Source organism: Peribacillus sp. NPDC096448 (assembly GCF_044762675.1).
In the GTDB taxonomy this organism is placed as follows: domain Bacteria; phylum Bacillota; class Bacilli; order Bacillales; family DSM-1321; genus Peribacillus; species Peribacillus frigoritolerans_B.
Map to the genome: position 1 here is coordinate 76,766 of NZ_JBIWEU010000010.1, position 20,838 is coordinate 97,603.

Here is a 20,838-nt window from a genome sequence, read left to right on the forward strand (position 1 = left end):
ACAACATCCAAAACATAAGTCAATAATATTTTTTATATTTTTCTGAATTTTATAAACCAACCAAAACCTTTGTAATTTTCTAAAACGTAAAGTCGTTTATAAATCATCCTTATGGAAGTCAAAAACATGTAACAAAAGGATAAAAAATTCAAATAAAAAAGCCCCCAGATAATGGGGGATGATTACCAGATGAACTCTTATACTCCAGGCATATGCCCTTTATGCAAAATACGGAGAGGACGACAACAACATCATTCACGCACACTCGATTCTTGGATGCCACTTTCCATAAAAGCCGTTGGTAATGCATCTGTTAACTCAATATATTTATTTATACAAAATATCATCTTTTAATGAAGCAACTTTAGTTAAAGCTGTATCTATGTCAGCTTCATTCACTCCAAAGTGAGCAAGTGCATCATTAAGATGTTTTACAATGGCATTAAAATGGGCAGGTTGCAGATTCAATCCTTGGTGAGCTTTTGCCATGGATTGTCCAGAATATTGTTTTGGACCGCCTAATGCAAAACTAATGAATTTTGTCTGATGACTTCGTTGCTTTTCCATATCCGTTTTTTCAAAAAAATGATTAACTGTCTCATCTTTAAGAACCAATTCGGAGTAAAAGTAGTCCACAACTTTTGCTATTGCTTCTTCTCCGCCGACTTTTTCATAAAGTGTTTGTTCCATATCCACACTCCTATTTTGTAATTAATAGAAGTATTCTCTGTAGAAAATTTGATTTTATTCCTTATCTTTCAATAATATCCCCACTGCTCTAGCACCTTTGCAACTATCCTGTCCCCTTAAACTCCATAAGTGTGCTGCCAAAGCAACTCCGAAAGTGAATTAAAGGACGGTTAGTTCAATTGTTATCCTTTTATCCCCCCATTATTTCAACTTGTTGCCACTAAGATGCTGAAAATGCATAATTGATATAGGTAATTTCATTTATTACATTCACTGTTCACGGTGTTATTTTCATTTTTAAATTGTAATGTGACAAAATTGTAATCTTACTTCCTGTTACATCTATGGTGGGGAAAGGGATGAATTTTATAGTATGTAACATGAGGAGGAGATTTACGTTGAAAAAAGTATTACAAACTAAAAACTTATCTAAATCCTATGGAACGGCACAGGTTTTAAAAAATATTGACCTGACCATAAATTCGGGTGAATTTACAGCTATTATGGGGCCTTCCGGTTCAGGAAAAACAACACTGATGAATGTGTTATCGACAATTGATAAATTTTCTGGCGGGGAAGTCTGGCTTGAAGAACAGGCCCTGTTGGATTTAAACAAAAAAGCGTTGCGCACATTTCGCCAAGAACGAATGGGGTTCATCTTTCAAGATTACAACTTGCTTGATACTTTAACGATTAAAGAGAACATTCTTCTGCCACTTTCACTAAGGAAATTTTCTTCGGATGAGATGGAAAGACGGCTGAGACCAGTCATTCAGGCATTGAATATTGAAGAAATTCAGGATAAATACCCTACAGAAGTTTCAGGTGGTCAGAAACAACGGGCCTCATCTGCGCGCGCCATTATTACAAACCCTGCGATTGTCTTTGCGGATGAACCTACAGGCGCCCTTGATTCGAGATCAGCAACACAATTGTTGGAACAGTTAGCAAGCTTAAATGAAACGTTTCAAACGACGATTCTTATGATTACACACGATTCCTATGCAGCAAGCTTCTGTAAACGAGTTATCTTCTTGCGTGATGGGGGAATCGTTAACGAGCTTTATAAAGGTGACCAAAGTCAAAGTGACTTCTTTGATCGGATCCTTCAAATCCAGAGTGCAATGGGAGGGAATCAAAGGTGAACTTACTGAATATGACGTTCCGGAACGTTCAGCGCAATTTCCGTGTTTATACGATTTATCTGTTTGCCATGATTACAGGTGTGATGGTCCATTTCACCTTCTCATCACTGATGTATAACCAGGATATATTGGATGTACTCAATAATAAAGAGAGTTTTCAAACGGGGGTGTCGATTGCCTCGGTGGTCATCTTCCTCTTTATCATTTTCTTTATTCTTTATGCAAACTCTTTCTTTATGAAGCAAAGAAAAAAGGAATTTGGACTCTATTTGCTTCTAGGTATGAAAGAAAGCCAGATTACACGAATGGTTTTCGTTGAAAATTTGCTTATTGGATCATTCTCGCTTGTAATTGGAATACTCCTTGGCGGTCTGCTGTCCAAGTTTTTCGGTATGGCATTAATGAACTTAATGCAATACGACAATGTCATTACGCTGAATTTCCCTTATCAAGCGATCGGATCGACAATCATCCTGTTTCTTTTGTTAGCGATCATTGCAAGTATCCAAAGTTTCTTCATGATCAGTCGCGTACAACTCGTTGAGTTGTTTCATGCCAAAGAAAAAATGGAAAAACCGATACCTTCTTCGTTCATTATGGCAGCTTTATCGTTAGTATTATTAGCAACGGAATTCTTTCTGATAAGCCGGGGCAAAGAATCAAGCATATGGCAAGAACACTTAACTTTTGCCATGATTGCTGTTACAGTCGGCATGATTGGTGGAACGTATTTGTTCTTCCGTCAGTTCTCCGGCTGGCTGCTGCAAAAGATCCGCCAGAAGCATAATTTCCATGAAGGCAATCGGGTATTGTGGATCTCTTCATTACGCTTCCAAATACGGTCTAATACGTTAAACCTTACCTTCATCTCTTTGTTCAGTGCGACCATCATTTTCTTGATTGGATTCGTTTCGATCAATTACGCTGTCCAGTTTGAAGCTGTCGGCAGGAATTTACCGAATGATATTGCATTCCAGTCATTGGATAAGGAAACTAACGAGAAAATTGATGCTAAGATAAAAAATTCCGACCACTCAATCGAGTATCACAAAACTTTGGAAGCCTTGGTAGGAAAGCCAAATACAAACATGGACCTTGCTTTTGAAAACCCTGAGTATTTTTCAAAGGACGTTTTTCTTTTTCCAGAAAAAGCATATAACGAAATCATCTCATTGCGTGGAAATCAGGAGGAAATCCATTTAGAAGATATGGAAGCTGTAACTCTGTCACAAGGAACAGATTCCCCAAAATCCTTCCCCTCCGATCAGCTGCCACGTTTTAAAGTGAATGTAAATGAAGATATCACTCTAAAACTAATAGAGAAGAAAGATTACGCATTATTAGGCTGGGCCAGCGACCCTGTTCGATCTATGATATTGAAGCCCGCAGTCCTGATTATTTCAGATGAGACTTATCAAAACTTAAAAAGCAAAGCCAAAAGGGTCCCTTTTGAAATTTATGAAATCGAAAATGAGAAGCAGGCTGAATCCTTATCAACTGATATACATGCCATTGTTACGAAGAAGCCCGACACTTACTATTCTTCATTTGCTGATGTGTATTCAAAGCAAATAGAAGGTTCATCTTTAATGTTATTTGCAGCTGCTTTCCTGGCTGTCATTGCCCTGTTTGCATTGGCCAGCGTCATTTACTTTAAACAATTGCGGGAAGCGACGGAAGAACAAAGACAATATTCCATTCTGCGAAAGATAGGTACCGCAGACCGTGAATTGAAAAGCGTGATTCGTAAACAACTACTCTTTGTTTTCTTCCCTCCGCTAGTTTTAGGCATTTTACACAGCTGGCTCATTTTAAAATACTATATCCTGGATTCTGTACAAGATTTTCCGCAGCTCACCTCTATGCTCTGGTTCATCTTTGCTATTTACTTTGTGATCTATGTATTGTTTTATCTGTCTTCTGCGAATCTATACTACAAAATCGTAAATCAGAAGTATTAATTAAAAAACGCAATGGCCTTCATCAAGGTCTCATTGCGTTTTTTTGCATATTGAAATAGGGATCGACATTTTTGGGAAAGTGCATGACAAACTCGGTATACAAACCCGTTTCAGAGGTACAAGTGATATAGTGACCAAGCTTATTCGATAACTGCTGCGCTAAATATAACCCCATCCCTGTGGATTTTGTGTAGGTACGCCCGTTGGATCCTGTAAAACCCCTATTGAATATCCGTGGTAAATCAGTCTTTTCTATACCAATTCCATTATCTCTAATAATCAGCTGCTTTTCTTTTAAATCAGAACCTGTCTCAATCTTAATTTCCCCTTCTTCTTGCGTATATTTCAAGCAATTTGAAATTAATTGATTCAGGATAAATTGCAGCCACTTGGGGTCACTTTGGATGGTGGTTGGTTCAATCTGTAACCGAAGGCGGATTTTCTTGGAAATAAATGTTTTGGAATGCGTTTTTATAACCTCTTTCACCAATTGTTCCAAATCACAATTCTTGATGTCATAATCTTGATTGAAGTTATCCAACTTTGCATAATAAAGTGCCTGATCTACATAATGCTCTATCCTTGATACCTCATCATGAAAACTCTTGACGTCGATTTCTGTCTGCTGCATCAATCGCAGCACTGAGATGGGTGTTTTAATTTCATGAAACCACGATACAATAAAATCATAATACTCGTTTTGCTTCTCATGAATCTCATTGAGAGACCTAATATGTTCCCTTTCCTTCTCTTCAAACAAATACTGTAAAGAGGCTGCCTCCAAAGAAAGGTTATCGTGATCTTCGTCACCCCTTGCCCGGATTGCGCGTAAACTTTGCTGATACCGATACAAAAAGAAAATAATCAATACGAAAAGGGTTAATACCCCTGCATATAGAAAAGTGTTCCAGCTCCATGTCATATTGGGGTCCGTGTAAAACACGGCAGAAACCATGCAAAAGATAAAAACGAATAAAACTATATAAGGCTTCTCGTATTTTAAAAATTTTATGAACCTCATTCGATCAGATACCCCATTCCTTTACGTGTCACAATAAAGTCTTCTAATCCAATTCCCGAGATCTTACGCCTTAATCGATTTACATTAACAGTCAGTGTATTATCGTCGACAAACTGTTCATCATTCCAAAGAGCTTGCATCAAGTCCTCTCTGGATACAATTTTCCCTATTCTGCGCATCATCAACTGCAAAATGATGAACTCATTACGTGAAAGTTCAATGGACTGTTCCTCAAATTGGATAGTTGAGTTTGTTACATGCAAAGACAAGTCCCGATGCGTTAATTTTAGGTTATGTCCATTTTGATATGTATAATTCCTGCGTAGCAATGCACTGATTTTTGCTACAAGAACATCTAAATCAAATGGCTTCTGGATAAAATCATCCCCTCCCATATTAATGGCCATGATGATGTCCATGTTTTGATTTCTAGAGGAAAGGAACAGTATGGGCACACTTGAGATTGCACGGATCTGCTGACACCAATAAAAGCCATCAAAGGTTGGCAAGTTTATATCCAACAGTACCAAATCAGGCTGGGATTTCTCAAAATCATCTAAAATGTGGTCAAATTCCATAATCCCCACAACGTCATATTTCCATTTTGTTAGCGTATCAGCCACAATTTTTCTAATTTTTTCATCATCTTCAACTATCATAATTTTAAACATAACTATCTCCTATTCAGGTTTACATGTTCTTTAATATCATTATGCTAATTATTCCAAACTCCTGTCATTTGTACAATACATCACTCCAGAATATGACCCAATTAAAGAAACTTTAGTGAAGGAATGCGATAGTGACACCCTGCCCCCCCTTTTTAGAGATTGTACAATTTGAAGGTTGCCTCCAGGCACTCGCCGCCTTCCGTTCCGAACAACTTTCTTTTAACTTTAAGATAGAGCCCTTTTGTCTACAAACTGAGCGAAGAGAATAGTGTTAGTCGACAATATTTTTTCAGCAATTAATAACCACTAATGGGTAATGACTTCTCCTATTCTTCGAGTTTGCACTCAAACAGAAGGATACCAAAAAAAACTGAAGACATTAATTTTATGATAAAAAAGTTACCAGCCTGGCCAAAAAATAAGTATAAGAATGTAATAGATTGGATAAACTAATAAAAAAGGAGTGGGAGATTATGGAGACTAAACTTAAAGAAGGAACGAAAGAAATGTGGAGCGAAATTAATGAATGTATAACTCGGAAAATCAATGAAAAACATGATTTATCATTTCAAAAGAAGAGCAATGATAATTATATGAATCTATATATTCAAACAGCCGTATTACACACGTTATTTGAACTATCAGATGAGTTCAGGAAAATCGAAAGAAAATATAACGGATTGTGATGCTTAAATTCAACTTAACGGTGGATTAGGATTAAACTCTTTAAGGGAGCCTATTAATCCTAATCCACCTTTTCTTTCCAGCTTATTACTTACATCATTACCGCTACTGACAATTTGGCCAGCATTATTACTGTACCATTTGTTTCCCTTCCCTATAAATCCCTCTTTTTATTCCAACTAGAATCCATTAACCCAATAGAAACCCCACCAGTTTTTAAGGCAGGGGTTTTTCCTGTGTTTTAAGTTTTAGTATAATACGAATGATCTTAATGGTACGCTAGGTTTAATACGATATTTTGTTGTTTTATTAATCTAAAGTCCTGTATATTTAAATGAGTATGTTTTTTAAATTACTGATGTTTGAAACGAATGATCAGTAGCAGCCCGGAATAGCTTTTTAATTAGCTAAAATCATTGAAAATAAATATTTTTTGAAAGTGAGCTGAAAGCTGATGTTGTGGTCACCACTATTCGAAAATGATGTACCTGCAGTTTTTCTTCCTTAACGGCAGAAAAATTGCATCTCCGTTAAGGACTGGAAATGTTTGGTTAAAACGGAGGGTACAAAATGAAAAACACTATAATAGGTTCTTTATATCTATCACTCGCTGCCAGCATTTGGGGCGGGATGTATGTTGTGGTAAAAGTTGTGGTAGACGTTGTTCCGCCGCTTGAATTAGTATTATTACGATATATAATTGCGATTTTAGCATTGCTGACAATTGGTTTTATAACAAAACAATCTTGGCGGATTGAAAAACGAGACTGGCTTTTGGTTTTCATTATAGGACTTGTTGGAAACACCATTTCCATCGTAACCCAGGAAGTCGGTACGCTGCTATCCACTGCACAAATGGGAGCCATCATCACTTCAACAACACCTGCATTCATGGTGATATTCGCACGTATCGTTTTAAAAGAAAAGATCACTTTTAAAAAATCAATTTCTGTTATTTTAGCGACAATCGGTGTCGGTATCATTGTCGGAAATGCCCATATTGGCTCATCTCACCAACTTGGGGGCGTATCACTGCTTATTGCTGCGTTAACTTGGGCACTTATGTCTGTTCTAGTTAAACGTGTACCTGGGCAATATTCACAAATTGTTATAACGACCTATGCAGTGCTTGTGGCCATTGTCTTTTTAACACCTGTTACGATTAGTCGATTGGATGAGCTTGATTTTCAAGCAATCACGCATCCATCCATATGGGGCGGCCTTCTATACTTAGGCGTTATTTCCACAGCATGTGCCTTTTTACTGTGGAATCGCGGACTGCAAATGCTTACCGCTTCAAGTGGCGGACTATTTTTCTTTTTACAGCCTATAGTCGGTACTTTTTTAGGTTGGTTAATACTAGGTGAACAAATCGGCTTGTCGTTCTGGATCGGTACAATCTTAATTTTTATCGGTGTGTTATTAGTCATTCGGGAAGAATGACCCACATTAAAAATGTTTATTAGAGTTATATAATAAAAAGTACCCTATAGAGCAGTCACTCAGAAAAAGGCTGCCTATAGGGTACTTTTTTGGGTTTGAAAAAGGGGATTGTAGAAAAGTTGTTTTTGTATATAATTTCTCCTCTTATTCCCCTTCAATAAGGCGGGGTCCAAGAACCCACCGCACTAATGGTAATAGCATTATTGCTTGTTTGTCTTATGTAATTCAATTTTCATCCCTTAAGACAAAAAGATATTTTCTTTTGTTTTTTTCAACCTATTTTTATTGAAAATCCCTAAATATACATTCATTACGTAATTATTATCATTGTTTGATGTACATTTCGAAATATTTTTTGTTATCATTAATTCATAATCTTGGAAATGAATGCTGAATTTTATAACAAAGGAGGAATCGTTTTTGAAAAATCCATATACGGAATTGACGATTGGAATGATGAGAACGGGGATATTAGGATTCGGCGGCGGGCCATCTGTCATTCCGCTCATCCGCCACGAAGCAGTTTCCCGTTATCACTGGCTTGACGATGATGAATTCGGGGACACTTTGGCGATTGCCAATACACTCCCAGGACCGATTGCCACGAAGATGGCAGCATATCTTGGTTATAAATTAAAAGGCTGGCCAGGAGCCATCGTAAGTGTGGCCGCTCACGTGTTACCTTCATGCATTGCGATGGTTTTCTTGATTGCGTTCATTAATGTTTTAAGTAATTCGGCGATGATCAGTAATATGATCGCTGCTGTAATGCCGGTTGTCGCTGTCATGCTTGGTCAAATGGCTTATGAGTTTGGCGAAAAGGCGGTAAAAGGGTTGGGAAGGGTGCTCGGAATCACCTTTTTTGCGATTTCCTTTTTGCTTCTGCAGGTCATTTCCCTGCATCCGGGTATTGTCATTATGATATTTCTTTTATATGGGGCGTTTCATTATAAATTAAAGGATAGATTGAAAAATAAAAAGACTGATAGGAAGGAGGAATCCGCTTAATGGGTATTTTTATCCCAATAGGAGTTGCTGTTTTTCTAGCGTTTTTCATTGCCAATATTCTTGGTTACGGCGGAGGCCCAGCCTCGATTCCGCTTATGTATGATCAAATCGTCACCCGTTATGACTGGCTTGATAATACCGAGTTCTCACAAATGCTTGCGTTAGGAAATTCACTCCCAGGACCCATCGCCACGAAAATAGCCGCATATGTCGGATATGATGTATATGGCTGGCCAGGATTCCTGGCTGCATTGGCAGGCACGATCATCCCTTCAGCCGTGGCTTTGATATATTTATTAAAAATCCTGCGAAAATACAAGCAATCGCCTATCGTAAAAGGCATGTCACTGCTTGTACAGCCCGTGATCGCGATCATGATGTTATTGCTCACCTGGAATATGGCCGCGGATGCGGTCGGGTCCATTGGCTACATCCATTCAATCGTCATCGCTGGATTGGCCTTCTTGGCTTTAGGTAAATTCAAGATCCACCCGGCATTCGTAATCATTTTTGCCTTTGCATACGGCGGCTTTATCATCCCGCTCACATCATAATAAAAAATCCTCCCTCCTATATAGGGGGGTTTTTCATTAAAGCTTCATGCCCATCCGGCTTTTATAACGTTTAATGAGAATTTGGCAATCAACGCTGACAACACCGACGACCGCATACAGTTTCTCATTAAGAAAGCATTCCATCTCTTGATTATCAGTAAAGATTCCGTGCATATGCAGTTTACTCGGACCGGTCATATGATATAAACTCGTAACAGCCGGTTCACTTTCTAATTGCTGCGCGACCGATTCCAGATATTTTGGCTCAACCTCAACGTTAAAGAATGCCGAAACATGGATGCCGACCTTAGCTGGATTTATGACTGCAGTGAACCTCTCGATCACACCGTTTTCAACAAGATGATTAATTCTCATCTGAACCGCAACTCTGGACAGCTCCACTTTCTTCGCTAAGTCGGTATACGAAATTCGTGCATCTTCATGTAAAACCGATATGATTTTCTTATCGATCTCATCAACTTTCAAGCTGGGAATCTTAAAGTCCTCTGCCATCCTACGTAACTCCTTTTCAATTTCTTTATTCCATTATCGCAGAGAACACCATCGGATCACAACAATCTTCCTTTTCACTTCTCATAACGCAAGAAATTTTTTTGTATTCCTTTTCAATGAACTCCCTCCTATTTGCCAAGAAATGTCCATCGTATATGTAGTATTTCAAACTAAAGGTGCATCACTTCATCCAGCTGTACGGCTATACTCCAAAATATGGAAATCAATAGGAATCAGAGCCGGACAAATTGACAACATCGCGACACTTCCTTGATTTCCTAATAGACTGCAGTCCCCCTCCTACTTCGAAAATTGAAAGGCGGGGGTTTTACAGCCATTTTAATGCAGGTTAAAAGTTTATGAATATCCAATGGACACTTCCTCAATCCTTTGATTGAAAGGTCTTTGCGATATTTTTGTATTCTTCATCATTGAGAATGCCCATTTTTTTGAATAATGCGGAATAAGCCATTATTTTTTTCTGCGTACGGTTTGTACAATTCATATGGATCAGCTCCTTTTTTACATAGTATTCATTCACGACAAAATGTTTCCTTAAGACAAAACATTTTGTATAAACTAAATCAAAAAAACTGCCTATTTTCCCGGCAGTTTCAATTTATTATAGATTAAATTAAAATAAGAGCAGCTATAAATAATTAATAACAACTTTCAAAAGAAATATGTTAAATGATTCCCTCCTGGAAAATAATATTTTTCTAATGTTGCCGCATAGCAAAGCTAAGTACATGTTTATTGGGAGGAAGTATTCCTCCCCATTTCCCCTATACAAGGCTGAAAAAAATGACAGTTTTGACCCATTAAAAATATAGTCTCTCTTGCAACAAGTCATCATTCGGATTATCGTTGTTTAAAAGGTGCGAAGAAATTGAAAAAAACTGCATACTTTCTTCATACTTTTTCGCTAAACTGACTTTATGCTATAAGAAGGTGAATACTCCTGAAAATATCCTTTAAACTCGGACTATCTATATTTGTTTGCATTTTTTTGATGGAAACCATCTCCATGATTTACCTGCATAATAAAGTGATCCATTCCCGTATCAATCAAGAATTGGAATCACTGAAGGCCCGTGGCAACAGTCATCGTGATGTGTTGGAAATCACGTATTCCGACTCTACCCTTCAGCATATCGGCCTGATGGAATACCATACCGATACAGATGTCGTGATTACGGACACAAGAGGAGATAATCTGATATCTTCCGCAAAGGTTAATGGGGGAATGAAAAAAATCTTGGCAAAAAACATCCCGCAAGTACCCCGAAAAGGTATGGTCATCCAATCAAGTTGGAAGGATGAAAGATATATAGCCACCGTTACGCCATTTATCAGTAATAAAGAAAAAAAAGGCTATGTTTATATGTTCAAAGATACTAGAGATGTTGAGGATTTGATCGCACAATTGAATAGGCATTTCCTTTTTGCGACTGCATTGCTCCTTATATTCATGCTTATCACCATCTATTTTCTATCAAAAGCTTTGACTAGACCGCTAATTTCGATGAAGGAAGCGACAACAAAGCTCAGCAAAGGGAATTTTTCAGTGGCTGTGCCGGTACGATCTCATGATGAACTAGGGGAGCTTGCCCAATCCATTCAAAGCTTGGCTAATGAATTGAACTATTTAAAGAAGGAACGCAATGAATTTTTGGCAAGTATCTCCCATGAACTGCGGACGCCGCTAACTTATATCAAGGGATACGCTGATATAACCCGCCGGAAAGATTTGGATGCATCCGAACGAACACGATACTTAGAGATCATCCATGATGAATCCGAACGATTAAACAGATTATTGGACGAACTATTCAATATGGCCAGAATGGATGTAAATACATTCACCATATCAAAGGAAACAGTCCAGCTCTCTTCATTCCTGCAAAACATACATGAAAAAGTGTTACCGGCTTTTGTAAATGAAAGAATTCAATTGAATCTGGAATGCAAGGATGATTTATTTATAGATGTAGATCCCTCACGGTTTGAGCAAGTCATTCTTAACCTGTTGGATAATGCGCTGAAGTACTCGAACGAATATACAGTCACCACCATCAAAGCCACTGAATGCAATGGCAGGATTTCCATCTCCATAATCGATCAAGGGGTTGGCATTCCCCCTGAAGATATCCCCCATATCTTCGATCGTTTATATCGTGTCGAGAAATCACGCGCCAGAGATACCGGTGGATTCGGGTTGGGGCTCTCCATCGTCAAGCAATTAGTGGAGGTACAAGGAGGAACCATTTCGGTTAAAAGCAACTTGGAGCAAGGAACGTGCTTCACTATCACATTTAAGGAGATAACAAATGATGACAGTAGTTCTGGTTGATGATGAACAGAGAATGCTTGATCTATTAGAGCTATACATTAAACCTCACGGATATACATGCATGAAGATGAAATCTGGACATGAAGCCTTACAGTTCTTAGCGCATGAACATGCGGACATAGTACTTCTTGATGTAATGATGCCTGAAATGGATGGGTGGGAAACGTGCGAAAGGATCCGTGCGTTTTCCAACATTCCCATAATCATGCTCACCGCCCGGGATGGTGCACAAGAAATGGTGAAGGGGTTGAAAAAGGGCGCAGACGATTATATTACGAAACCCTTTCATGAAGAAGTTTTACTTGCCAGAATCGAAGCTGTGACGCGGCGAGTGCATAATCAGGATGATTCTGTGATCTTTAGGGGGCTAAAATTAAATGAATCCGCTTATGAAGCACATTATGATACCAAAACAATCCCATTAACACCGAAAGAGTTCTCACTGCTGTGCTTGTTTTTAAAATCCCCAGATCAAGTGTATTCCAGAGACCACCTGCTTTCGACCATATGGGGATTTAAAACGGATACCGAAGATCGGACAATCGATTCCCATATTCGAAATATTAGAGAGAAATTGCGTCATGCCGGTTTTCCAGCAGATCAACATTTGAAAACGGTCTGGGGCATCGGGTATAAATGGAGTTCTGTGGATTGATATGGATTTCATTACTGAGGCATTACAATCCAGCGGCCCTTTTTCCATTGCTGTAAGTTTAGCATTCAATATATTGATCAGTGTGCTTGGTTTTATTCCAAGCGTATTCATCACGGCCGCCAATATCAGCGTATTTGGATTTGAAAAGGGATTGATCCTTTCTTACATAGGAGAAATTGCCGGTGCAGTGTTCAGCTTTTGGTTATATCGAAAGGGCTTTAAAACATTCAAACCCAAGTTCATGAAGAACCGGTGGATCATGAAGCTGCAAAAGTCACAAGGGTTTCATGCATTTTGGATGATCCTGATGCTTAGGCTCCTTCCCTTTATACCATCCGGCGCGATCAACCTTACAGCAGCACTAAGCAGGACGGGAATGATGATTTTCTTTCTCGCGACATCCATCGGAAAACTGCCTGCCCTCCTTATCGAGGCCTATTCGGTAACACAAGTATTGAAGGCATCGGACGATATAAGAATTGTTTTGGTACTGCTGATTCTGGTAATCTCAGTCGTTTATTACTTTTATAGAAATAAGAAAAAAGGCATGGAGTAAAAACCTTCACTATTTTTTGGTAAATTGCTAGCCATTCATTTACCATTTTACAAACTCCTTTTATTTAAAAGAATCGTTAGCCCTTGGTCTCAAAGGGTTAACGACCATATCCAGAAGGCGACGAGTTCGCTGTTTACTATATCCCTGTGCTGCGAATGGTATCGCAGCCTTTTTTCTGCGCCGCCTTTTCATCAAAACAGGAAAAGAAAGACACCACGATGGATGGATCGAAATGCTTTCCTTTTTGTTCGTTTATGAAAGATAATGCCCGCTCCACTGACCAGGAATCTTTATACGGCCTTCTGCTGGTCAATGCATCAAACACATCCACAATGGCAACGATTCGAGCTTCCAATGGGATTTCCTCACCTTTCAAACGATCGGGATATCCAGTTCCATCCCATTTTTCATGATGATGGAGGATGATGTGATCAGCAACTTCCAGGCTGCTGATCACATCATTGTTTATTTCCCTTGAAATCTTATTCAAAATATCGGATCCCATTAACGGATGCATCTCGATGATTTTTCGTTCATATGGAGATAAGGGGCCAAGTTTGTATAAAATCCCCTCAGGAATCTCCGCTTTCCCGATATCATGCAGAATACTTGAATGGACGATATGATTCATATAGCTTTTAGATAGTTCCAGCTGGCATCTTCGATTATGAACGATAACAAGCTGCTCGGTCAGGTTTTGAACTCTCAATAAATGCGCCTCAATGCCTGGATCACGGATTTCGCATGAAATGGCGAGCACCTTTAACAATTCCCTTTGAGTCTCTGCCCTTTTCTTTTCCGAAAGGTAGATCCCCTCTTTCAATTGTTCCAGTTCACGGAAAACCCCTACGAAATACCACTGATCCCCCAGATGAATAGGGGTAATCGTAATCGAGGAATGCCAAATCTCACCCGATTTTTTTCGATTGGTGAAAACCCCTGACCAAGGTTTCCCCATCCTTAACTCGTTTTTCAAGGATGTGTATGTACATAAAGGTGTTAACCCTGACTTCAAGAATCCAGCTTTGAACCCAATGATGCTGCCCCTGGAATATCCTGTCGTCTGTTCATAATAGGCATTAATATCAAGTATGCGATGATCTTGATCCGTAATGATGACGGCATCCCCCAACTTTAAATACCCTGCCAATTCGCCTGGCAGCCTTGATTTCCCTTTCAAAATCTATACCTCCAATAATCTTCTGGAATTCCAATACTATCTCTTAGTTCACTTTTCTCATTGTCACGGCTCACTCCATTCATGATTTGATCATTTCATTAGATAGGCTAAATGAACTATATAAGGATGATAAGGTATATAATACCATACAATTTTCGTATACAATAGTTACTAAGCATCATTTTGTGAGTAAGAGATTGATTACAAGTTTCTGACTGCCCACCAGGTATCATGCCTTCGCATTCCCATTAAGAATTTTGCATGTCGAAGGGTAAATGGGTTCATTTCCGTGAATGTTACACTTATATAATGAGATAATGCCTATACTATCTTCCTGTTTTCTGGAAAAAAGAATGAATATATTGTGTTTTAATAGGAAATTCCTTTATAATGCGCATTAGATGATTTTTTAGCATTGAATACGAGAGGAGACTGAAATATGAAGAAACTATTGTACCCAATCATCATTGGATTATTGGCAGTTGTTCTGACGGCTTGTGGTTCGAACGATGAAGCTGATAAGAAAAATGACGAGAAAGAAACTAAAACAACTGAGAAAGAAACGGCTAAAGCAACTGAGGAACAGCAAAAACAGATGGAAGAAATGCAAAAGAAACTAGACAAGCAAAAGGTGGATGAAAAGAAAACGGTAGCCATCGTCAATGACGAAAAAATTTCAGGTGCGGAATATAATACCGTGTTGTCCACCACACAAATGCAAATGCAGCAATTCGGACAAGACCCGACAACCAAGGAGGGCGCCAAACAAATTAAAGAACAAACGCTCAACTCTATAGTGGGGCAAACATTGCTGCTTCAAGCAGCTGATAAAAAGGGCTACACAGCTTCCAAGGCCGAAATTGAAGAGCAACTTGCCGAAATCAAAAAGCCATATGAGAATGAAGAGAAATTCAAGGAAGCGATGAAGCAAGCAGGCCTGAATTCGGAAATGCTGAATGCCCAGATCGCAGAGAAAATCCCATATACGAAGTATGTTGAAAAAGAGATTAAAGTGGAAGAAGCAACTGATGAAGAAATCCAAAAGTATTACGAACAGGTTGCTGAGCAAGCTAAAACAAGCGGACAGAAGGTACAGAAACTGGAAGAAATGAAGCCGCAAATCAAGAAACAACTAGAGCTGCAAAAGAAACAGGAAAAGCTTGTGAAGCATGTGGAAGAACTTCAGAAAAATGCCAAGGTCGATATTAAGATTTAATGATGAAAAGAGCTGCCGAATTTTGGCAGCTCTTCTTTATGGCCTTTGGTCCGCCTGCTAACACCCATGGCATTTCAATTTCATTTATTCACCCGTTTTAGAGAAACGTGCAATTCTTTCTTCTATTTCATCACGAACACGTTGGAAGGTAGCCCATTTTTCTTCATCTGTGCCTTCCGCTTTTGCTGGGTCATCAAAGCCCCAGTGTTCACGTTTAACATGCGGTGGCGTCATTGGACATTTGTCTGCTGCATCGCCACATAATGTTACGACAAAATCGGCATTATTCAATATATCAGGGTCGATGATATCCGATGTTTGATTGGAGATGTCCAATCCAACTTCATTCATTGCTTTTATAGCTTTTGGATTTAACCCATGGGCCTCGATTCCCGCACTAAGCACTTGCCATTCGTCACCTAAATATTTCTTCCCCCATGCCTCTGCCATTTGGCTCCTGCAAGAGTTCCCTGTACATAAGAAGTATAGTGTTTTTTTAGCCATGCTGTTTCTCTCCTTTGTTTGTAAGTAAGTGTTTAATGAATGATTTGCAGCCATATATATAAGCCGACCAATGTGATGAACAATGTTGGGATGGTTAAGATGATTCCCGTTTTAAAGTAAGTTCCCCATGAGATTTTCACGCCTTTTAATGAAAGGACATGCAGCCACAATAACGTTGCCAAAGAACCGATCGGTGTGATTTTCGGGCCCAAGTCCGAACCGATGACATTTGCATAAATAAGTGCCTCCCTGATTGCTCCCGTTGTATGGGTGTCGGAAATGGCAAGGGCATCAACCATAACGGTTGGCATGTTATTCATAAGTGATGACAGAATGGCGGCGATGAAGCCCATTCCAATCGTTGCGGCAAATAATCCTTGATCGGCGGTAACTTGGATTAAATCCGTTAATAAATTCGTCAATCCAACATTTCTCAGGCTGTAAACCACTACATACATGCCAATTGAGAAAAAGACGATGGCCCATGGTGCGCCTTTAATAACGGTTTTCGTGTTGATCGCTGGACTCCTTCTTGCCATCATGAGGAAGAAAATGGCGACAATGCCTGCAATGATCGATACAGGAACCCCAATGAATTCACTCGCAAAATAACCAACCAGCAATATTCCTAATACGATCCAGGACAGCCTAAACATCCTTTGGTCTTTAATGGCTTCCGCTGGTTTTTTAAGCTGTGATACATCGTAATTTTTCGGTATGCTTTTTCGGAAAAACAAATATAAAACCAAGATGCTTGCTACAAGTGCAAAGATGTCCGGTACGATCATTCTTGAAGCAAACTCGGCAAAACTGATATTGAAAAAGTCTGCGGATACAATGTTTACAAGATTACTCACCACTAATGGCAGTGAGGTTGTATCAGCAATGAACCCACTTGCGATGATAAACGGGAAAATCATTTTATCACTAAATTTCAGGGCTCGAACCATTGCTAATACAATTGGTGTAAGGATAAGTGCCGCACCGTCATTCGCAAAAAAAGCAGCCACAAGAGCACCAAGGATACTTACATAGACAAACATCCTTACTCCATTTCCCTTGGCGGCTCTCGCCATATGCAGTGCTGCCCATTCAAAAAATCCTATCTCATCCAAAATAAGCGAGATGATGATGATGGCGATGAAGGCGAGTGTCGCGTTCCAGACTATCGCTGTCACGTCTATGACATCAGTAAAATCCACTACTCCAACAAGTAAGGCCAAAACCGCACCGCCACAAGCTGACCATCCGATCGACAATCCCTTCGGCTGCCAGATGACGAGAATGAGTGTTAATAAAAAAATGATAACTGCCAAAATAACTGATCCCACTGAAGTAGTACCTCCTAGTTAGTCACAACAAATCCGTTTTCCTTGTGCTGTTAAGTTTTCTAATTTAAAGTTTTGACTTGGCAAATCCTTGATGACCGTCTGAATAAATGTGTAATGGGAAGAAGACGGGTTTAACGAGTAAAAAACCCATTGTCCCCTCCTCGCTTCATTCACGATCCCGCCATCTTTCAACTTTCGTAAATGCTGGCTGATAGCTGGCTGGCTCATTTCGAATAGGTCCACAAATTCACAGACACAGCATTCATGCTCAGACATGATCTTAATCATGGTCAAACGGGTTTTATCACCTAGTAATTTAAGAATGTTTGCCGTGGTTTCCAAATCCAACGCCTCATTCATTTCATCCCTCCTAGCACATTCGAACAAATAAGAATATGCTTATACGATTATTCAATATCATTGTATAAGCATATTCTTATCTAATCAAGCGTTAAATTTTCAATAAAATGTTTATCCACTCCTAATTTAATACTACATCTCCAAAAAGCATCCATATAAAAACAAGAAAACTGCCGAGTGACCGGCAGTTTTTTTCAGCTTTATAAATATTTCCGGTGAATGCCTTTTCCATCATAGGAAAACAGGACTTCTTTACCTTCTATGACTGATTCCATATGAACGGAGCGGCCCCAGAGCTGATGGATATATGGCATGACTTTTTCGAGATATTTCAGATCCAGTTCAATATCTTCATACCAATGTTTTAGATAAAGTTCCCCATTGCGCATGAAGTCCCCATCGTTCACCGTGATATAGGGGAAACCGCCGTTAACCCTCATACTTACGAGTTGATCACGAACATTTTCCCATGCCTTATCGACGATTTTATAATCCTTTCCCTGTTTTTGAAATAAATACATATCCTCCCGCATGACCAGATCTTTCGTCAAATAATTACGGAGAAAGGAAATATCCGATTCTATTTCCCTTACTTCGAATATCTTTTCCCGGCCAGATCCGGGCTTGACGCCCATCCTGATCATTTCTTCGGTCGGATTATCATAGCGTTCTTCAATATCTTCAATCACTTTCAATCCAAGATAATATGGATTGATGCTGGTCCGTGATGGCTGAACGACACCTGCGTTCAGTTTTGCGAATTCAATGGCTTCCCCTGAGGATAGATCCAATTCACGGATTATGCGCTGATGCCAGTAGGATGCCCAGCCTTCGTTCATGATTTTCGTTTCCAGCTGCGGCCAGAAATATAGCATCTCTTCCCTGATCATCGTCATGATATCCCGTTGCCAATCGGTTAAATCCCTGCTGTACTGTTCTATGAAAAGCATAATATCCTTTTCTGGCCTTGGCGGGAATTTTTTTCTCTTTTTAATGTTCGATTGCTTGGGTTTATCCTTATTATCAAGGTTCCATAAATCATCGTATTGTGTGGCTGTCGGTTTTATTTCCTCTTCTTCTTCCTCATCTTCCATCGTCCAGGCAAGCTTCGGTCTCATCAGCGACGGATCGATATGTTCTTCAATGGCTAAAAGTGCATCCAGGAAGGTTTCCACTTCCTTTTTGCCATGCAGGATTTCATATTCACGGATTCTTTCTGCAGTTGCCGACATACTTTCTACCATATCTCTCTTGGTATTATTGAAACGTATATTATTCTTAAAGAAATCACAATGCGCCAAAACGTGGGCAACAATCAATTTATTTTGCACAAGTGAATTGGAGTCCAGCAGAAAAGCGTAACAAGGATCAGAGTTAATGACCAGTTCATAGATTTTACTTAATCCAAAGTCGTACTGCAGCTTCATTTTATGAAATTGCTTTCCAAAGCTCCAATGAGAAAAACGGGTCGGCATCCCATAGGCACCAAATGTATAAATGATTTCTGAAGGGCAAATTTCATAGCGCATCGGGTAAAAATCCAACCCGAACCCCGTTGCTATTTCTGTAATTTCACTAATGGCATATTCCAGAGCCTTTTGCTCCGCTTCATTCATCCGATATCCCCCTTGTCTTCCGCCTTTAAACTAATGTATGAAAAAAAGGAGGAAAAATGCCGTGATCATGAGTAAAGGTCCTCGCTAACAGAAAAAAAACACCTCCATGAAGAAGATGTCAGGCCAAATGTTTCATGCAGTTCTGCACTCAATCCCTTTGATATTAAAATTTCGCTAATTCCGGATTCACTGCCTCTTTTTTCGTTTTTGAACGGATCCAGGAAATGATTAGCGCTGCAATGATGACAAAACCTAAGTATCCTGTGATTGGGTATACCGTCCCAACCAATTTAATAAAGCCAACGAAACTTGCAAGGAAAGCAAGGATCCCAATCATGATCACGGATAATTTAAAGCGTTTCGTTTCGGCAAGCACCAACCTGGCGGTGAATGCATACAGCATCCCGACAGCGGTATTATAAATCATTCCTAAAAGGATGATTGATAGGATATATCCCAACCATGGAGAAATCTGGTTCGCTAAATGAAGGGTAGGCATACCTGAGCCTTCTATGCCCTTCAAGTCGGACATCATCCCCAAATTGATCAAGAATAACAAGATCCCCAATCCGATACCTCCCAGAATGCCTCCCATACCAGCCTGTTTCTTATTCTTGAAGGTCCCGCCCATTACGGCCAGCATGGCAATTCCGGCAGTCATATTATATGAAACATAAAGTAATGAACCCATCAACCAATTTCCGGTTGCAGCCGCTCCTTCACTTGAAGATGAAATGATTTGATTGAAACTTAGATCGGATGTAAAAAATGAATAACCTGAAATAATGATCATGATAACGAATAAAAACGGTGTGACGGCACTAATGATGGACATTATTTTATTAACATTAAGTAAAAGCGTACCAATCGTAAGCACCGTCATGACGATTGCACCGACCATGCTTGGAATCCCGAATTGTTCCTCAAAAATCGTTCCGGAACCGGCAATCATGATGACTGTAACGCCAAATAAGAAAAATGTGATGATTATATCGACCAACCTGCCTATAAAGCGGCCGCAAATATGATCGATGATGCTTTTATGGGAACGTGTTTGGAGAGTGCTCCCCAACTGGGTAACTTGCATGCCCAAAAACGCGAAAAAAGCTGTAGCAACAACAATTCCCAATACACTGTAGATTCCAAAACTCGTGAAGAACTGTAACACTTCTTGTCCTGAAGCGAAACCTGCTCCAATGATGATTCCAATATATGCTCCTGCAAGATTTATACTGTTTTTCATATTAAATACCACCCTAATTGTATGATTATTCTGATAATTTAGTTTAAAAGAAATACCTTCCCTTTCATCATTATCCTGTTCCTTAATAGCCTCCCAGCTTCAAGTTAACTGGCCGATGCCCATGAAGTTGGGAG

The 20,838-nt window shown here is 39.4% G+C and carries 20 protein-coding genes; 10 read left to right on the forward strand and 10 right to left on the reverse strand.

Annotation, left to right across the window (positions count from 1 at the left end; all coding sequences use genetic code 11):
* Window positions 1-327 precede the first annotated feature (327 nt).
* Complete coding sequence (locus ACIQ0C_RS17415; RefSeq protein WP_034315009.1) at window positions 328-690, reverse strand: group I truncated hemoglobin; 363 nt, start codon at window positions 688-690, stop codon at window positions 328-330.
* Between the two features lie 398 nt (window positions 691-1,088).
* Here ACIQ0C_RS17415 and ACIQ0C_RS17420 point away from each other — a divergent pair, with 398 nt between their 5' ends.
* Together ACIQ0C_RS17420 and ACIQ0C_RS17425 are read left to right on the forward strand one after the other, a co-directional pair.
* A complete protein-coding gene (locus tag ACIQ0C_RS17420) occupies window positions 1,089-1,835 on the forward strand; it encodes an ABC transporter ATP-binding protein (protein WP_403062208.1) in 747 nt (248 codons plus the stop codon).
* Window positions 1,832-3,796 carry an ABC transporter permease gene (locus ACIQ0C_RS17425; RefSeq protein ID WP_403062211.1) on the forward strand — a complete coding sequence of 655 codons (1,965 nt, stop codon included), beginning with the start codon at window positions 1,832-1,834 and terminating at the stop codon, window positions 3,794-3,796. Before ACIQ0C_RS17420 ends, ACIQ0C_RS17425 begins: the two co-directional genes overlap by 4 nt.
* Window positions 3,797-3,818: 22 nt before the next feature.
* Here ACIQ0C_RS17425 and ACIQ0C_RS17430 read toward each other — a convergent pair whose 3' ends face one another.
* Complete coding sequence (locus ACIQ0C_RS17430; RefSeq protein WP_402836850.1) at window positions 3,819-4,817, reverse strand: sensor histidine kinase; 999 nt, start codon at window positions 4,815-4,817, stop codon at window positions 3,819-3,821.
* Window positions 4,814-5,488 carry a response regulator transcription factor gene (locus ACIQ0C_RS17435; RefSeq protein ID WP_402836852.1) on the reverse strand — a complete coding sequence of 225 codons (675 nt, stop codon included), beginning with the start codon at window positions 5,486-5,488 and terminating at the stop codon, window positions 4,814-4,816. Before ACIQ0C_RS17435 ends, ACIQ0C_RS17430 begins: the two co-directional genes overlap by 4 nt.
* A gap of 473 nt (window positions 5,489-5,961) precedes the next feature.
* Here ACIQ0C_RS17435 and ACIQ0C_RS17440 point away from each other — a divergent pair, with 473 nt between their 5' ends.
* The 4 genes from ACIQ0C_RS17440 (at window position 5,962) to chrA (ending at window position 9,177) form a co-directional block, all read left to right on the forward strand.
* Complete coding sequence (locus tag ACIQ0C_RS17440; RefSeq protein WP_402836854.1) at window positions 5,962-6,174, forward strand: hypothetical protein; 213 nt, start codon at window positions 5,962-5,964, stop codon at window positions 6,172-6,174.
* A gap of 568 nt (window positions 6,175-6,742) precedes the next feature.
* Window positions 6,743-7,615: a DMT family transporter gene (locus ACIQ0C_RS17445; protein WP_403062214.1), complete on the forward strand. Its 873-nt coding sequence runs from the start codon at window positions 6,743-6,745 to the stop codon at window positions 7,613-7,615.
* Window positions 7,616-8,035: 420 nt separating this feature from the next.
* Window positions 8,036-8,623: a chromate efflux transporter ChrB gene (chrB, locus tag ACIQ0C_RS17450; protein WP_403062217.1), complete on the forward strand. Its 588-nt coding sequence runs from the start codon at window positions 8,036-8,038 to the stop codon at window positions 8,621-8,623.
* Window positions 8,623-9,177 carry a chromate efflux transporter ChrA gene (gene chrA, locus ACIQ0C_RS17455; RefSeq protein ID WP_403062220.1) on the forward strand — a complete coding sequence of 185 codons (555 nt, stop codon included), beginning with the start codon at window positions 8,623-8,625 and terminating at the stop codon, window positions 9,175-9,177. The genes chrB and chrA overlap by 1 nt, the downstream gene beginning before the upstream one ends.
* A 36-nt stretch (window positions 9,178-9,213) precedes the next feature.
* On the opposite strand, the gene chrS is transcribed toward chrA, so the two are convergent.
* Window positions 9,214-9,690, reverse strand: a complete 477-nt coding sequence (gene chrS / locus ACIQ0C_RS17460; protein ID WP_403062223.1) for a chromate efflux transcriptional regulator ChrS — start codon at window positions 9,688-9,690, stop codon at window positions 9,214-9,216.
* A gap of 1,027 nt (window positions 9,691-10,717) precedes the next feature.
* Between chrS and ACIQ0C_RS17465 the strand changes: the two genes are divergently transcribed.
* From ACIQ0C_RS17465 to ACIQ0C_RS17475, 3 genes are read left to right on the forward strand one after another with little or no spacing between them, the layout of a single operon-like run.
* Window positions 10,718-12,043: a sensor histidine kinase gene (locus ACIQ0C_RS17465; RefSeq protein ID WP_402836863.1), complete on the forward strand. Its 1,326-nt coding sequence runs from the start codon at window positions 10,718-10,720 to the stop codon at window positions 12,041-12,043.
* Window positions 12,021-12,698 carry a response regulator transcription factor gene (locus ACIQ0C_RS17470; RefSeq protein WP_403062226.1) on the forward strand — a complete coding sequence of 226 codons (678 nt, stop codon included), beginning with the start codon at window positions 12,021-12,023 and terminating at the stop codon, window positions 12,696-12,698. Before ACIQ0C_RS17465 ends, ACIQ0C_RS17470 begins: the two co-directional genes overlap by 23 nt.
* A gap of 1 nt (window position 12,699) precedes the next feature.
* Window positions 12,700-13,254: a TVP38/TMEM64 family protein gene (locus ACIQ0C_RS17475; protein WP_403062229.1), complete on the forward strand. Its 555-nt coding sequence runs from the start codon at window positions 12,700-12,702 to the stop codon at window positions 13,252-13,254.
* A gap of 136 nt (window positions 13,255-13,390) precedes the next feature.
* On the opposite strand, the gene ACIQ0C_RS17480 is transcribed toward ACIQ0C_RS17475, so the two are convergent.
* Window positions 13,391-14,434 carry an HD domain-containing phosphohydrolase gene (locus ACIQ0C_RS17480; RefSeq protein WP_403062232.1) on the reverse strand — a complete coding sequence of 348 codons (1,044 nt, stop codon included), beginning with the start codon at window positions 14,432-14,434 and terminating at the stop codon, window positions 13,391-13,393.
* A gap of 439 nt (window positions 14,435-14,873) precedes the next feature.
* On the opposite strand from ACIQ0C_RS17480, the gene ACIQ0C_RS17485 reads away from it, so the two are divergent.
* A complete protein-coding gene (locus ACIQ0C_RS17485; protein ID WP_403062235.1) occupies window positions 14,874-15,650 on the forward strand; it encodes a SurA N-terminal domain-containing protein in 777 nt (258 codons plus the stop codon).
* Window positions 15,651-15,734: 84 nt separating this feature from the next.
* Here the strand turns inward: ACIQ0C_RS17485 and arsC are convergent, their stop codons facing one another.
* From arsC to ACIQ0C_RS17510, 5 genes are all read right to left on the reverse strand, one after another.
* Window positions 15,735-16,154, reverse strand: coding sequence for an arsenate reductase (thioredoxin) (gene arsC / locus ACIQ0C_RS17490; protein WP_403062238.1), 420 nt, complete (start codon window positions 16,152-16,154; stop codon window positions 15,735-15,737).
* Window positions 16,155-16,186: 32 nt separating this feature from the next.
* A complete protein-coding gene (locus ACIQ0C_RS17495) occupies window positions 16,187-17,485 on the reverse strand; it encodes an arsenic transporter (RefSeq protein ID WP_402836876.1) in 1,299 nt (432 codons plus the stop codon).
* Window positions 17,486-17,503: 18 nt separating this feature from the next.
* Window positions 17,504-17,845, reverse strand: coding sequence for an ArsR/SmtB family transcription factor (locus tag ACIQ0C_RS17500; RefSeq protein WP_402836878.1), 342 nt, complete (start codon window positions 17,843-17,845; stop codon window positions 17,504-17,506).
* 200 nt (window positions 17,846-18,045) lie between these two features.
* Window positions 18,046-19,461 (reverse strand): SpoVR family protein, encoded by a 1,416-nt coding sequence (locus ACIQ0C_RS17505; RefSeq protein ID WP_403062241.1) that lies wholly within the window; start codon window positions 19,459-19,461, stop codon window positions 18,046-18,048.
* Window positions 19,462-19,624: 163 nt separating this feature from the next.
* Window positions 19,625-20,704, reverse strand: a complete 1,080-nt coding sequence (locus tag ACIQ0C_RS17510) for a YkvI family membrane protein (protein WP_403062244.1) — start codon at window positions 20,702-20,704, stop codon at window positions 19,625-19,627.
* Window positions 20,705-20,838 lie beyond the last annotated feature (134 nt).